13 protein-coding genes are annotated in these 14,703 nt (G+C 66.9%); all 13 read left to right on the top strand.

The window, feature by feature from the left end; all coding sequences use genetic code 11:
• Nucleotides 1–186: 186 nt before the first annotated feature.
• The 13 genes from ACFPOE_RS14870 to ACFPOE_RS14810 all read left to right on the top strand — a co-directional run bounded on the left by ACFPOE_RS14870 (nucleotide 187) and on the right by ACFPOE_RS14810 (nucleotide 14,635).
• A complete protein-coding gene (locus ACFPOE_RS14870; RefSeq protein ID WP_376850906.1) occupies nucleotides 187–972 on the top strand; it encodes a GntR family transcriptional regulator in 786 nt (261 codons plus the stop codon).
• A gap of 112 nt (nucleotides 973–1,084) precedes the next feature.
• Nucleotides 1,085–1,519 (top strand): succinate dehydrogenase, cytochrome b556 subunit, encoded by a 435-nt coding sequence (sdhC, locus tag ACFPOE_RS14865; RefSeq protein WP_376850905.1) that lies wholly within the window; start codon nucleotides 1,085–1,087, stop codon nucleotides 1,517–1,519.
• Between the two features lie 27 nt (nucleotides 1,520–1,546).
• Nucleotides 1,547–1,912, top strand: coding sequence for a succinate dehydrogenase, hydrophobic membrane anchor protein (gene sdhD / locus ACFPOE_RS14860; RefSeq protein WP_376850904.1), 366 nt, complete (start codon nucleotides 1,547–1,549; stop codon nucleotides 1,910–1,912).
• A gap of 5 nt (nucleotides 1,913–1,917) precedes the next feature.
• On the top strand, nucleotides 1,918–3,726 hold the full coding sequence (sdhA, locus tag ACFPOE_RS14855) for a succinate dehydrogenase flavoprotein subunit (RefSeq protein ID WP_376850903.1): 1,809 nt from the start codon (nucleotides 1,918–1,920) through the stop codon (nucleotides 3,724–3,726).
• A gap of 1 nt (nucleotide 3,727) precedes the next feature.
• Nucleotides 3,728–4,429 (top strand): succinate dehydrogenase iron-sulfur subunit, encoded by a 702-nt coding sequence (locus ACFPOE_RS14850; RefSeq protein ID WP_376850902.1) that lies wholly within the window; start codon nucleotides 3,728–3,730, stop codon nucleotides 4,427–4,429.
• Entirely contained in the window at nucleotides 4,429–4,701 is a 273-nt protein-coding gene (locus tag ACFPOE_RS14845) for an FAD assembly factor SdhE (protein WP_376850901.1), read from the top strand. Before ACFPOE_RS14850 ends, ACFPOE_RS14845 begins: the two co-directional genes overlap by 1 nt.
• 20 nt (nucleotides 4,702–4,721) lie before the next feature.
• Nucleotides 4,722–6,032 carry a citrate synthase gene (gene gltA / locus ACFPOE_RS14840; RefSeq protein WP_376850900.1) on the top strand — a complete coding sequence of 437 codons (1,311 nt, stop codon included), beginning with the start codon at nucleotides 4,722–4,724 and terminating at the stop codon, nucleotides 6,030–6,032.
• 158 nt (nucleotides 6,033–6,190) lie between these two features.
• Complete coding sequence (locus tag ACFPOE_RS14835; protein WP_376850899.1) at nucleotides 6,191–7,138, top strand: LysR family transcriptional regulator; 948 nt, start codon at nucleotides 6,191–6,193, stop codon at nucleotides 7,136–7,138.
• 22 nt (nucleotides 7,139–7,160) lie between these two features.
• Nucleotides 7,161–8,582, top strand: a complete 1,422-nt coding sequence (gene leuC, locus ACFPOE_RS14830; RefSeq protein WP_376850898.1) for a 3-isopropylmalate dehydratase large subunit — start codon at nucleotides 7,161–7,163, stop codon at nucleotides 8,580–8,582.
• A gap of 40 nt (nucleotides 8,583–8,622) precedes the next feature.
• A complete protein-coding gene (leuD, locus tag ACFPOE_RS14825; protein ID WP_376850897.1) occupies nucleotides 8,623–9,273 on the top strand; it encodes a 3-isopropylmalate dehydratase small subunit in 651 nt (216 codons plus the stop codon).
• A 24-nt stretch (nucleotides 9,274–9,297) separates the two neighbouring features.
• Nucleotides 9,298–10,386 carry a 3-isopropylmalate dehydrogenase gene (gene leuB / locus ACFPOE_RS14820; RefSeq protein WP_376850896.1) on the top strand — a complete coding sequence of 363 codons (1,089 nt, stop codon included), beginning with the start codon at nucleotides 9,298–9,300 and terminating at the stop codon, nucleotides 10,384–10,386.
• Nucleotides 10,387–10,463: 77 nt separating this feature from the next.
• Nucleotides 10,464–11,612, top strand: a complete 1,149-nt coding sequence (gene asd / locus ACFPOE_RS14815; protein ID WP_376850895.1) for an aspartate-semialdehyde dehydrogenase — start codon at nucleotides 10,464–10,466, stop codon at nucleotides 11,610–11,612.
• 224 nt (nucleotides 11,613–11,836) lie between these two features.
• Nucleotides 11,837–14,635, top strand: coding sequence for a motility hub landmark protein FimV (locus ACFPOE_RS14810; protein WP_376850894.1), 2,799 nt, complete (start codon nucleotides 11,837–11,839; stop codon nucleotides 14,633–14,635).
• Nucleotides 14,636–14,703: the final 68 nt, after the last annotated feature.

Genomic DNA, 14,703 nt, shown 5'->3' with positions numbered 1-14,703 from the left:
TCTCCGAAGGAAGGTTGCGAAATCTTGGCTTCCGCGGGTGCCCCGGAACGGGCCCCGGAGCGCTGGAAAACCCGAGGATTTTACGCGCGAAACCCGGCGTCGGTCAATTTGTCTTATGTCTTATATAAGATATCATTCCAACGCAATTCCGCCCCCAGCACGAGCCCACCGACAAGCTGCCGCCCCATGGCCACCTCGCCCCATTCCCAGGCCGATCCCGCCGTGGCGGAGCCCGCCGCCGGGGCGACGCCGGCGTTCAGCCCGCTCTACCAGCAGATCAAGGAGTTGATCCTGCAGAGCCTGCAAAGCGGCGAGTGGAAGCCGGGCGAGGCGATCCCCAGCGAGATGGACCTGGCGGCGCGCTTCCGGGTCAGCCAGGGCACGGTGCGCAAGGCGATCGACGAACTGGCCGCCGACAACCTGGTGATCCGCCGGCAGGGCAAGGGCACCTTCGTGGCCACCCACGCCGAACAGCATGTGCGCTACCGCTTCCTGAAACTGATGCCCGACAGCGGCGATCGCGACAGCGAAGGCCCGGCCCAGCGCGCGGTGCTGGACTGCAAGCGGGTGCGCGCCAGCGCCGAAGTGGCGCGGGCGCTGGCGTTGCGCACCGGCGACCCGGTGATCCAGGTGCGGCGCGTGCTGTCCTTCGGCGGCGTGCCGACCATCCTGGAGGACCTGTGGCTGCCGGGCAATGCCTTCAAGGGACTCACTGCCGAACAGGCGGCCGGCTACCAGGGACCGACCTACGCGATGTTCGAGCTCGAGTTCGGCGTGCGCATGGTGCGGGCCGAAGAAAAGATCCGCGCCGTGCTGCCCGACCCGCAGCAGGCGGCGGCGCTGAAGGTCTCGCAGCAGATGCCGCTGCTGAGCGTGGAACGCATTGCCTACACGTACAACGACGTCCCGATGGAACTGCGGCGGGGCTTGTACCGCACCGACACCCACCACTATCGCAACGACCTGAATTGACCGGCGAATCGGCAACGTCCCTGTGACGGTTTGTGCATTGCAATAGAATTTTGGGTTGGATGCATCTCCACAAGCACAAGAACCTCATGCGTTCCCCGAAGAAAGCCAAGCCATGACAGAGCCAGCCAAGCAGCGGCCCGAATTCCGCAACATCAACGTGCTGACGGACCTTCCCGGCTACCGGATGCCCCTGGCTGCCCTGGTGTCGATCCTGCACCGGGTCAGCGGTGTGCTGATGTTCTTTCTGCTGCCGTTCATCATCTGGATGTTCGACAAGTCGATCTCTTCCGAAATCTCGTATGCGAAATTCACCAGCGCCTTCGGCCAGGGCCTGGGCATCTTTCCCGGCTGGTTCATCAAGCTGGTGGTGCTGGTCCTGATCTGGGCCTACCTGCACCATTTCTTCGCCGGCCTGCGCCACCTGTGGATGGACACCAGCCACGCCGCAGTGACCAAGGACACTGGCCGCAGGACCGCCGCCTTCACGCTTGTCGCCAGCCTGTCGCTGACGGTGGTGCTCGGCGCCAAGCTGTTCGGCCTTTACTGACACCGACAACAAGAACAAGGAAGCAACATGGCAGTCAATTACGGCACCAAGCGCATCGTCGTCGGCGCCCATTACGGAATGCGCGACTGGCTCAGCCAGCGCGTCACCGCCGGCCTGATGGCCCTTTTCACGCTGCTGGTGCTGGCCCAGGTCCTTTTCACCCGGGGACCGATCGGCTACGACAAGTGGGCCGGCATCTTCGCCAGCCAGTGGATGAGGGTGTTGACCTTCGTCGTCATCGGCGCCCTGCTGTGGCACGTCTGGGTCGGCATGCGCGACGTCTGGATGGATTACGTCAAGCCCGTGTGGGCGCGCCTGCTGCTCCAGGTCTTCGCCATCGCCTGGCTGGTGGGCTGCGCCGGCTGGGCCGTTCAAGTCCTCTGGAGAGTGTGAGCTTCATGTCCTATACCAAGAACAACATCACCAAGCGCAAGTTCGACGTCGTCATCATCGGCGCTGGCGGCTCCGGCATGCGCGCCTCGCTGCAGCTCTCGCGCGCCGGCCTGAACGTCGCCGTGCTGTCCAAGGTGTTCCCCACCCGTTCGCACACCGTGGCCGCACAGGGCGGGATCGGCGCCTCGCTGGGCAACATGAGCGAGGACAACTGGCACTACCACTTCTACGACACGGTCAAGGGCTCGGACTGGCTGGGCGACCAGGACGCGATCGAGTTCATGTGCCGCCAGGCGCCCGAGGTGGTCTATGACCTCGAGCACATGGGCATGCCCTTCGACCGCAATCCCGACGGTACGATCTACCAGCGTCCGTTCGGCGGCCACACCGCCAACTACGGCGAGAAGCCGGTGCAGCGCGCCTGCGCCGCCGCCGACCGCACCGGCCACGCGATGCTGCACACGCTGTACCAGCAGAACGTCAAGGCACGCACCAGCTTCTTCGTCGAATGGATGGCGCTGGACCTGATCCGCGACGCCGAGGGCGACGTGGTCGGCGTGACCGCGCTGGAGATGGAAACCGGCGAGCTGCACATCCTGGAAGCGCGCACCGTGCTGCTGGCCACCGGCGGCGCCGGCCGCATCTTCGCCGCCAGCACCAACGCCTTCATCAACACCGGCGACGGCCTGGGCATGGCGGCACGCGCCGGCATCCCGCTGCAGGACATGGAGTTCTGGCAGTTCCACCCGACCGGCGTGGCCGGCGCCGGCGTGCTGCTGACCGAAGGCTGCCGCGGCGAGGGCGCCATCCTGATGAACAGCAACGGCGAGCGCTTCATGGAGCGCTACGCCCCGACGTTGAAGGACCTCGCGCCGCGCGACTTCGTCTCGCGCTGCATGGACCAGGAGATCAAGGAAGGCCGCGGCTGCGGCCCGAACAAGGATTACATCCTGCTCAAGCTGGACCACCTGGGCGCGGAGACCATCCACAAGCGCCTGCCCTCGGTGTACGAGATCGGCGTCAACTTCGCCAACGTCGACATCACCAAGGAGCCGATCCCGGTCGTCCCCACGATCCATTACCAGATGGGCGGCATCCCGACCAACATCCACGGCCAGGTCGTCACGCAGCAGGGCAGCGACGACCGCGCGGTCGTCAACGGCCTGTACGCGGTGGGCGAGTGTTCCTGCGTCAGCGTGCACGGCGCCAACCGCCTGGGCACCAACTCGCTGCTGGACCTGCTGGTGTTCGGCCGCGCCGCCGGCAACCACATCGCCGAATACAACAACCGCAGCAAGGCCCACAAGCCGCTGCCGGCCGACGCCGCCGACCGCTCGCTGGAACGGCTCAACCGGCTGGACAACGCCTCCACCGGCGAATATTCGCAGGACGTGGCCAACGACATCCGCGCGGCGATGCAGCTGCATGCGGGCGTGTTCCGCACCCAGGCCAGCATGGACGAAGGCGTCGCCAAGATCGCGGCGCTGCGCTCTCGGGTCGGCTCGATCGCGCTGAAGGACCAGTCGAAGATCTTCAACACCGCGCGGATCGAGGCGCTCGAAGTGGACAACCTGATCGAGTGCGCCCAGGCGACCATCGTGTCGGCGGCCGCCCGCAAGGAATGCCGCGGCGCCCACACGGTGGATGACTACGAGCGCCCCACCGACGATCCGGTCGCCCCGATGGGCCGCGACGACGCCAACTGGATGAAGCACACCCTCTGGTACAGCGAAGGCAGCCGCCTGTCGTACAAGTCGGTCAACCTCAAACCCCTCACGGTGGACTCCGTGCCTCCCAAGGTCAGGACTTTCTAAGATGAACCGCACTTTCCAGATCTACCGCTACGACCCGGACAAGGACGCCAAGCCCTACATGCAGACCATCGAGATCGAGCTCGATGGCCATGAACGCATGCTGCTGGACGCGCTGATGAAGCTCAAGGCGCAGGACCCGACGCTGTCTTTCCGCCGCTCCTGCCGCGAAGGCGTGTGCGGCTCGGACGCGATGAACATCAACGGCAAGAACGGCCTGGCCTGCCTGACCAACATGCTCACGCTCAAGGGCACGATCGTGCTCAAGCCCCTGCCGGGCCTGCCGGTGGTGCGCGACCTGATCGTGGACATGACGCAGTTCTTCAAGCAGTACAACTCGATCAAGCCGTACCTGATCAACGACACCATCCCGCCCGAGAAGGAGCGGCTGCAGTCGCCCGAGGAGCGCGAGGAGCTCAACGGCCTGTACGAGTGCATCCTGTGCGCGAGCTGCTCGACGGCGTGCCCCAGCTTCTGGTGGAACCCGGACAAGTTCGTCGGGCCTGCCGGCCTGTTGCAGGCCTATCGCTTCATTGCCGACAGCCGTGACGAAGGCACCGGCGAGCGGCTGGACAATCTGGAAGACCCCTATCGCCTGTTCCGCTGCCATACCATCATGAACTGCGTGGACGTCTGCCCGAAGGGGCTGAACCCGGCGATGGCGATCGGCAAGATCAAGGAATTGATGGTTCGCCGGGCAATCTAGTGCAAACCGGCCTCGACCAGCCCCTGGGCGACAGGGCGCTTTCCAAGCTGAAGTGGCGTTGCCGCCGCGGGCTGCTGGAGAACGATCTGCTGATCGAGCGCTTCTTCGAGAAGCACGAAGCGCAGCTGACGGCGCGCCAGGCGCAGGCCATGGGCGTCCTGATGGAGATGGCGGACAACGACCTGCTGGACCTGCTGCTGCGGCGCAAGGAACCGGAAGGCGAAGCGGACACAAGCGACATAAGAGAACTCCTCGGGCTGCTGCGGCCCTAACAGATCAGAAGGAAACAGACATGAAACTCGCCGACAACAAAGCCACCCTCTCGTTCAGCAACGGCAGCCCCAGCGTCGACCTGCCGGTCTACCAGGGCAGCGTCGGCCCCGACGTGATCGACATCCGCAAGCTGTACGCACAGACCGGCATGTTCACCTACGACCCGGGCTTCATGTCGACCGGCTCCTGCCAGTCCGCCATCACCTACATCGACGGCGACAAGGGCGAATTGCTGTACCGCGGCTACCCGATCGAGCAGCTGGCGACGCAGTGCGACTTCATGGAGACCTGCCACCTGCTGCTGTACGGAGAGCTGCCCAACGCCGAGGTCAAGAAGACCTTCACCCGCACCGTGACCATGCACACCATGGTCAACGAGCAGATGCAGTTTTTCCTGCGCGGCTTCCGCCGCGACGCCCACCCGATGGCGATCATGACCGGGCTGGTCGGCGCGCTGTCGGCCTTCTATCACGACAGCACCGACATCAACAATCCGGAGCACCGCGAGATCTCGGCGATCCGCCTGATCGCCAAGATGCCCACGCTGGTGGCCATGGCCTACAAGTACAACGCCGGCCAGCCGTACATCTATCCGAAGAACGACCTGTCCTACGCCGGCAACTTCCTGCACATGATGTTCGCCACGCCGTGCGAGGATTACGTCGTCAACCCGGTGCTGGAGCGCGCGCTGGACCGCATCTTCATCCTGCACGCGGACCACGAGCAGAACGCCTCCACCTCCACGGTGCGGCTGTGCGGCTCGTCGGGCACCAACCCGTTCGCGGCCATCGCGGCCGGCGTGGCCTGCCTCTGGGGGCCGGCCCACGGCGGCGCCAACGAGGCGGCGCTGAACATGCTGCACGACATCCAGAGGAACGGCGGCGTCGACAAGATCGGCGACTTCATCAAGCAGGTGAAGGACAAGAACTCCAACGTCAAGCTGATGGGCTTCGGCCACCGCGTGTACAAGAACTACGACCCGCGCGCCAAGCTGATGCAGGAGACCTGCAAGGAAGTGCTGGGCGAGCTGGGCCTGGAAAACGATCCGCTGTTCAAGCTGGCGATGGCGCTGGAAAAGATCGCCCTGGAGGACGAATACTTCGTCTCGCGCAAGCTGTACCCGAACGTGGACTTCTACTCGGGCATCGTGCAGCGCGCGATCGGCATCCCGGTCGGCCTGTTCACCGCGGTGTTCGCCCTGGCCCGCACCGTCGGCTGGATCGCCCAGCTCAATGAAATGATCGGCGACCCGGAGTACAAGATCGGCCGCCCGCGCCAGCTCTATGTCGGCGCCACCCGGCGCGACGTGCCGGACATCGCCAAGCGCTGAGCCCGGCGGCGGGAAGATCAGGCCCGCCTCGGCGGGCCTTTTCATTGGCGCCTAAACAGCCGGCTCGGCAGGATGGGCATCGCGGTTCGCGATGGCCAAGCCTGCCGTGATGAGAGAAAATACTCTTCTCATCGCCAACCGCGATGACTTGAATTGCAATGCGCCCCTCCGACCGCTCCTTCGCCCGCCGCATCGACCTGACGTCGCTGCAGCTGTTCGTCGCCGTCTGCGAGCTCGGTTCGATCGGCAAGACGGCGGAGCGCGAGTTCATCGCCGCGTCGGCGGTGAGCAAGCGGCTGTCGGACCTGGAGGCGACGCTGGAGACCCCGCTGCTGTACCGCCATACCCGCGGCGTGGACCTGACGCCGGCCGGCGAGAGCCTGCTGCACCACGCGCGCTCGGTGCTGTTCAGCCTGGAGAAGATGCAGGCCGAACTGTCCGAATACGCGGACGGCGTGCGCGGCCACGTGCGCATCCACGCCAGCATCTCGGCGATCGTGCAGTTCCTGCCCGAGGACCTGGGCCAGTTCGTCAAGGACCATCCGCAGGTCAAGGTGGACCTGGAGGAGCACCTCTCGACCGAGGTGATCCGCGCGGTGCAGGAAGGCACGGCCGACCTCGGCATCTGCAACACCGGCGTTCCCGGCCCGGGCCACGACCTGCAGACGCTGCCGTACCGCGAGGACCAGCTGGTGCTGATCGTCCCGCGCGGCCACGCGCTGGCCAGGAAGAAGGCGGTGCCCTTCGAGGCCACGCTGGACTGCGACCACGTCGGCCTGCATTCGAACAGTTCGATCTACCTGGCGATGCGCGATGCCGCGGCAGCCGCCGGCCGCACCATCCGGCTGCGCATCCACGTCACCGGGCTGGATGCGATGTGCCGCATGATCCACAACGGCCTGGGCGTCGGCGTGATGCCGCGCCGCGCCTTCGAGCTGATGCACGGCGTCGGCGACCTGGAGAGCGTGCGGCTGACCGACGCCTGGGCCCGCCGCAGCATCGAGCTGGTCGCCCGCGATTTTTCCACCCTGCCGGTCACCGCCCGCCTGCTGGTGGACCACCTCACCGCCCGGGCCGACGCGCCCGAGCCGGCAACCGCCGCCTGAACGAATCCAAAGGAAAGCAACCATGGCACGCACGCTCTACGACAAGATCTGGGACGAACACGTCGTCGACACCGAGGACGACGGCACCGCCGTCCTGTACATCGACCGCCACCTGGTGCACGAAGTGACCAGTCCGCAGGCCTTCGAAGGGCTGCGCGTCGCCGGCCGCAAGGTCTGGCGCGTGAGCTCGATCGTCGCCACCGCCGACCACAACACGCCCACCACCGGCTGGGAACTGGGCTACGACGGCATCACCGATCCGATCAGCAAGGAGCAGATCACCACGCTGGACAAGAACATGGCGGAATACGGCGCGGCGGCTTACTTCCCGTTTCTCTCCAAGCGGCAGGGCATCGTGCACGTGATCGGCCCCGAGCAGGGCGCGACGCTGCCGGGCATGACGGTGGTCTGCGGCGATTCCCACACCTCCACCCACGGCGCCTTCGGCGCCCTGGCGCACGGCATCGGCACCAGCGAGGTCGAGCACGTGATGGCCACGCAGACCCTGCTGGCCAAGAAGGCGAAGAATCTGCTGATCAGGGTCGACGGCAAGGTGGCGCCGGGCGTGACGGCCAAGGACATCGTGCTGGCCATCATCGGCAAGATCGGCACCGCCGGCGGCACCGGCTCGACGATCGAGTTCGCCGGGTCCGCGATCCGCGCGCTGTCGATGGAAGGCCGCATGACGGTCTGCAACATGGCGATCGAGGCCGGCGCCCGTGCCGGCCTGGTCGGGGTGGACGACAAGACCATCGAGTACATCAGGGGCCGGCCGCTGGCGCCGACCGGTGTCGAGTGGGACCACGCCGTCGCCTACTGGAAGACGCTGCAGTCGGACCCGGATGCGAAGTTCGACCGGGTGGTGGAACTGAACGCGGCCGACATCGTTCCGCAGGTCACCTGGGGCACCTCGCCCGAGATGGTGCTGGGCGTGGACGCCCGGGTGCCGGACCCGGACAAGGAAAAGGACGCCAGCAAGCGCGACGCGATCGAGCGGGCGCTGAAGTACATGGGCCTGGAGCCGGGCAAGGCGCTCAACGACCTGTACGTGGACAAGGTGTTCATCGGATCGTGCACCAACAGCCGGATCGAGGACATGCGCGAAGCCGCCGCGGTGGTCAAGAAGCTCGGCCAGAAAGTGGCCAAGAACGTCAAGCTGGCGATGGTGGTGCCCGGCTCCGGCCTGGTGAAGGACCAGGCCGAGCGCGAGGGCCTGCACGAGATCTTCAAGGCTGCGGGTTTCGAGTGGCGCGAGCCCGGCTGCTCGATGTGCCTGGCGATGAACGCGGACCGGCTGGAGCCGGGCGAGCGCTGCGCGTCGACCAGCAACCGCAACTTCGAGGGCCGGCAGGGCGCGGGTGGCCGCACCCACCTGGTCAGCCCCGCCATGGCAGCCGCCGCCGCCGTGCACGGCCACTTCGTCGACATCCGGCAGTTCGCTTAGGACGGACAGCCGTCCTTGACCCCGCTTTCAGGAGTTACAAATGCAAAAATTCAACGTACACAAGGGTCTGGTCGCGCCGATGGACCGCGAGAACGTCGACACCGACGCCATCATCCCCAAGCAGTTCCTCAAGTCGATCAAGAAGACCGGCTTCGGCGTGAACCTGTTCGACGAATGGCGCTACCTGGACCACGGCGAGCCGGGCCAGGATCCGGCCAGCCGCAAGCCCAATCCCGACTTCGTGCTCAACCAGCCGCGCTACAAGGGCGCCTCGATCCTGCTGGCGCGCAAGAACTTCGGCTGCGGTTCCTCGCGCGAGCACGCGCCCTGGGCCCTGGACCAGTACGGCTTCCGCGCGATCATCGCGCCCAGCTTCGCCGACATCTTCTTCAACAACTGCTTCAAGAACGGCCTGCTGCCGATCGCGCTGCCGGAGGCACAGGTGGCCCGGCTGTTCGACGAGGCGCTGGCCTTCCCCGGCTACCAGCTGACGATCGACCTGGAGCGCCAGGTGGTCGTCAAGCCGCAGGGCGAGGAGATCCCGTTCGACGTCCAGGCTTTCCGCAAGTACTGCCTGACCAACGGCTTCGACGACATCGGCCTGACGCTGCTGAAGAAGGACAAGATCAAGGCCTTCGAAGCCCGCCGCCTGGCCGAGAAGCCCTGGCTGGCCCACACCCTCATCGGTTGATTCACTGGAAGAAGAGAAGACATCATGAAGATCGCAGTCCTGCCGGGTGACGGCATCGGCACCGAAATCGTCGCGGAGGCCGTCAAGGTGCTGCAGGCGCTGGACCTGAAGTTCGAGATGGAAAGCGCGCTGGTCGGCGGCGCCGCGTATGACGCGCACGGCCATCCGCTGCCGGACGCCACGCTCAAGCTGGCCAGGGAGTCCGACGCCATCCTGTTCGGCGCGGTCGGCGACTGGAAATACGACAAGCTGGACCGGCCGCTGCGGCCCGAGCAGGCCATCCTGGGCCTGCGCAAGAACCTGGGCCTGTTCGCCAACTTCCGCCCCGCCATCTGCTACGCGGAGCTGGTGGGCGCCTCCAGCCTCAAGCCCGAGCTGGTGTCGGGCCTGGACATCCTGATCATCCGCGAGCTGACCGGCGACATCTATTTCGGCCAGCCGCGCGGCCGCCGGGTCTCGCCGGACGGCAACTTCCCGGGCGCTGAGGAAGCCTTCGACACCATGCGCTACACCCGCCCCGAGATCGAGCGGATCGGCCATGTCGCCTTCCAGGCCGCGCGCAAGCGCGGCAAGCGCGTCACCAGCGTCGACAAGGCCAACGTGCTGGAAACCTTCCAGCTGTGGAAGGACGTGATGACCGAGGTGGGCAAGGAATATCCCGACGTCGCCCTGGACCACATGTACGTGGACAACGCCGCGATGCAGCTGGTCAAGGCGCCCAAGAAGTTCGACGTGGTGGTGACCGGCAACATGTTCGGCGACATCCTGTCGGACGCCGCCGCCATGTTGACCGGCTCGATCGGCATGCTGCCCTCTGCCAGCCTGAACGCCAGCAACCAGGGCCTGTACGAGCCCAGCCACGGCAGCGCGCCCGACATCGCCGGCAAGGGCGTGGCCAATCCTTTGGCTACAATCCTGTCTGCCGCCATGATGCTCCGCTTCTCCCTGAACCAGCCCAGTGCAGCCGACCGGATCGAGTCGGCCGTGCAGTCCGTGCTGGCTTGCGGATTGCGGACGCCGGACATCTGGTCGGAAGGCACGAACAAGGTCGGCACCCGCGAGATGGGCGACGCCGTCGTGGCCGCGATGACCAAGAAGACCACCAAGGGCTAGTCAGCTCCGGTTCGTCTCGCCCCTCCCGGCCGACGAGCCGGGGGAAAAGTTCAAAGACTTGATAAAGGGCGTACGACATGAAACTCACGAATGGACAACAACCGCTGGTCGGCCTGGTCGGCTGGCGCGGCATGGTCGGCTCGGTGCTGATGGACCGCATGCAGGCCGAAGGCGACTTCGGGCTGATCGAGCCGCTGTTCTTCTCCACCTCCAACGCCGGCGGCAAGGCCCCGGCCCAGGCGAAGAACGAAACCACGCTGAAGGACGCGTTCGACCTCGACGCCCTGAAGAAGTGCGACATCGTCATCACCGCGCAGGGCGGCGACTACACCAGCGAAGTGTTCCCCAAGCTGCGCGCCGGCGGCTGGACCGGCCACTGGATCGACGCCGCCTCCACGCTGCGGATGAAGGACGACGCGATCATCGTGCTGGACCCGGTCAACATGCCGGTCATCAAGAACGCGCTGGCCAAGGGCGGCAAGAACTGGATCGGCGGCAACTGCACCGTCAGCTGCATGCTGATGGGCGTGGGCGCCCTGTACAAGGCCGGCCTGGTCGAGTGGATGAGCAGCATGACCTACCAGGCGGCGTCCGGCGGCGGCGCCCAGCACATGCGCGAACTGCTCACCCAGTTCGGCACGCTCAACAGCGAAGTGAAGGCCCTGCTGGACGACCCCAAGTCCGCCATCCTGGAAATCGACCGCAAGGTGCTGGCCCGGCAGCAGTCGCTGTCCGGCGATGAAGTCGCCAACTTCGGCGTGCCGCTGGGCGGCTCACTGATCCCATGGATCGACAAGGACCTGGGCGACGGCATGTCCAAGGAAGAGTGGAAGGCCGGCGCCGAGACCAACAAGATCCTGGGCCAGGGCGCGGGCTTTGGCACGCCGGCCACACCGGTCGACGGGTTCTGCGTGCGGGTCGGCGCCATGCGCTGCCACAGCCAGGCGCTGACCTTCAAGCTGAAGAAGGACGTGCCGCTGGCCGACCTCGAGGCGATGATCGCCGCCGACAACAGCTGGGTAAAGGTGGTTCCCAACACCAAGGAAGCGACCATTCGCGAGCTGACCCCGGTCGCCGTCACCGGAACGCTCACCATTCCCGTGGGCCGGATGCGCAAGCTCGCGATGGGGCCCGAGTACCTGGGCGCCTTCACCATCGGTGATCAACTGCTCTGGGGCGCCGCCGAACCGCTGCGCCGCATGCTGCGCATTTTGCTGGACCATTAAGCGCAAAGGGCCTGTAGCGTCGTGTTACAGGCCGTTGTCTCGCGGCCACATGCGAGCCCGCGTGAAGTGCCGCAAAAGGCTCGGTCCGAAGTTAAAAGATGTCTCAGCTTGTCAGTCTAAGACATTGATGTTAAGGTCATTTTTAGCAAATTCAGCCCGAGGCGAATGTCCGCATGATGAGAAAAAAACTGCCTGCAGACCGAGCAGTGGGGCCGCAAAATCCGATGGAAAAACCACATTGGAAGGCAACTGCCCTTGCCGTCGCCGCCGCGGTCCTGCTGGGCATTCCCGCGACGGATGCGCAAGCCCTTGCCCTCGGCCGGGTTTCGGTGCAGTCCGCCCTCGGCGAACCGCTGCGGGCCGATATCGAGATCCCGGAAATCAACGCTGAAGAGGCAGCCGGCCTGAAGGCTGCGATCGCTTCGCCGGACGCCTTCCGCACTGCCGGGATGGAATACAACCCGGCGATGTCGAACATGCAGATCACCCTGCAGCGTCGTCCGGATGGCAAATTCTTTCTGCGGCTGACCAGCGACCGGCCGATCAACGACCCCTTCGTCGACTTGATCCTCGAAGCAAGCTGGCCGTCGGGCCGCCTGGTGCGTGATTACACGCTGCTGTTCGACCCGCCCACGCTGAGGCAGCCGATTCCGGCCCCGCTCGCGGCGCAAGTTTCACCGGTGGCACCGCCGCCCGCTGTCGCCGCCGCTCCCGTTCCACGGCTGGCTCCAGCCCCTGCCCCGTCCGGTCCGCGCGGCGCACCCGCTCCACGGGCGCCGGTCGCGATCGCGCCGGCCGCACCGCGTGCCGCCGCCCCCGCGGCACCCGGCGCAGCGGAAGGCAAGCAGGTCACGGTCCGGCCCGGCGACACCGCCGGCGCCATCGCCGCCGCCAACAAGCCGCCGACCATCTCGCTCGACCAGATGCTGGTGGCCATGCTGCGTGCCAATCCGGACGCGTTCGCCGGCGGCAACATCAACCGGCTCAAGGCCGGCGCAGTGCTCGAAGTGCCTGGGGCAAGCGAGGCCGGTGCGGTCCCGGCCGGCGAGGCCAGGCAGACCGTGGTGGCGCAGAGCCGCGACTTCAACGAGTTTCGCCGCAAGCTGGCAGAGGGTGTTCCGGCCAGCAGGATCGAGGCCGCGCAGCGCCAGGCCACCGGCAAGGTGCAGGCCAGCGTAGAAGAGAAGAAGCCCACCGCGGCCACGCCCGACAAGCTCATGCTGTCCAAGGGCAGCATCCAGGCCAAGGCCAACGAGGACCGCATCGCCCGCGAGCGCTCGGCCAAGGAAGCGGCAACCCGCGTTGCCGAACTGAACAAGAACATTGCGGACCTGAACAAGCTGGGAACCGCCAGTGGAGCGGCCACTCCGGCCCCCAGCGGCGCGGCTGCCGCCCGCGGCGGCGCCAGCGCGGCGAAGGCACCCGGCGCGGCCGTCCCGATCGGCGCTGCTGCGACAGCGGCCCGGCCGGCAGCGGCACCGGCACCCACTCCTGCACCGACGCCGGCCCCAACGCCTGCACCCACGCCGGCGCCGACGCCAGCCCCGACACCGGCTCCGACCCCTGCCCCGACCCCGGAGCCCACGCCCGCACCAACCCCGGCGCCAGTGGCTTCCGCAGCGTTGAGCGCCGCCTCCGATGCCGCGCCGATCACCGCGCCAGTCGTTGTTCCGCCCACTGCCGCCACCGCATCGGCCGTCCCTGCCCCGAAGCCGGCGGCCCGTCCGGCGGCGCCGGCGGAAACCAGCCTGGTGGACGACCTGCTCGAGAATCCGATTGTTCCGGCCGCGGCCGGCGGCCTGATCGCATTGCTGCTGGGGGTAGGCTTCTACCGGGCCCGCCGTCGCAAGAAATCGTCGCAGGTGGACAGCTCGTTCCTGGAAAGCCGGCTTCAGCCCGACTCCTTCTTCGGCGCCAGCGGCGGCCAGCGCATCGACACCAACGAAGGCAGCCCCACCGGCTCCTCGATGGTCTATTCGCCCAGCCAGCTCGACGCCGCAGGCGACGTCGACCCGGTCGCTGAAGCGGACGTCTATCTGGCCTACGGGCGCGACCTGCAGGCCGAGGAAATCCTCAAGGAAGCGATGCGGACCAACCCGCAACGCGTGGCCATCCACAGCAAGCTGCTGGAGATCTATTCCAAGCGGCGCGATGCCAAGGCCTTTGAACTGGTCGCCACCGAGGCCTACAGCCTGACGCACGGCGAAGGCCCGGAGTGGGAACATATCTGCGAGCTCGGCCAGGAACTGGATCCGGGCAATCCGCTGTACCGCCCCGGTGGCCAGCCCACCGAAGGCAGCATGGCCGCGGCGGCCGCGGTCGGCGGAGGCGCAGCGCTGGTGAACGCGATGTCGGCCACCCAGCCGGTCCAGACCGTGTCCGTTCCCTCCGCGGCCGAACCGGCAAATCCGGATGTCGACCTTGACCTGGACTTCTCGCTAGGCGACGACATGCCGCTCGCTGCGCCGGCAGCGCATGCCCCCGCTCCGGTCGCGCCCATGCGTGCGGCCGCGCCGGTGGCAGCGCCCGAGCCGATGCCTTCGCTGGACATGGATTTCGACATGCCGACTGCCGCGCCGGCAGCGACGGCGGCACGGCTGGACGCGCCCGACCTGACGGCCTCCGCGAACAGCCCGAATCGCAGCGCCTCGGCGCCCCAGGCTGCCCCGGCTGGCCACGCGGCGGCGGCGCCGGAGCCCGATTCGGGAATGATCGAATTCGACATGGGCTCGCTGTCGCTGGACCTGCCTTCCGTCTCGACCCCGGCCCCAGCCCCGGCGGCCGCGGCATCGCACGATTCCGGCCACGCCCCGCTGCTGAACCTGGACAGCGGCGGCAGCACCGGGGGCTTCGAAGTCGAAAGCGCCGGCGACGACCCGCTGGCGACCAAGCTCGCGCTGGCGCAGGAATTCAACGCCATCGGCGACCCGGACGGCGCCCGCAGCCTGGCCGAAGAAGTGCTGGCCGAAGCCTCGGGCGACCTCAAGACCCGTGCGCAGCGCTTCCTCGCCGAGATCACCTGACGGCAACCGGCGCCGGCGCCGCAGCGGGCGCGCGCCCGCCTCCCCTGTGCGTGGAAGACCCTGATCCC

The sequence above is a fragment of the Caenimonas terrae genome (genome assembly GCF_042655405.1).
Classification (GTDB): domain Bacteria; phylum Pseudomonadota; class Gammaproteobacteria; order Burkholderiales; family Burkholderiaceae_C; genus Ramlibacter; species Ramlibacter terrae_A.
The sequence above is the reverse complement of the archived record's forward strand: the minus strand, read 5'-3'. Positions and strand labels throughout refer to the sequence as shown.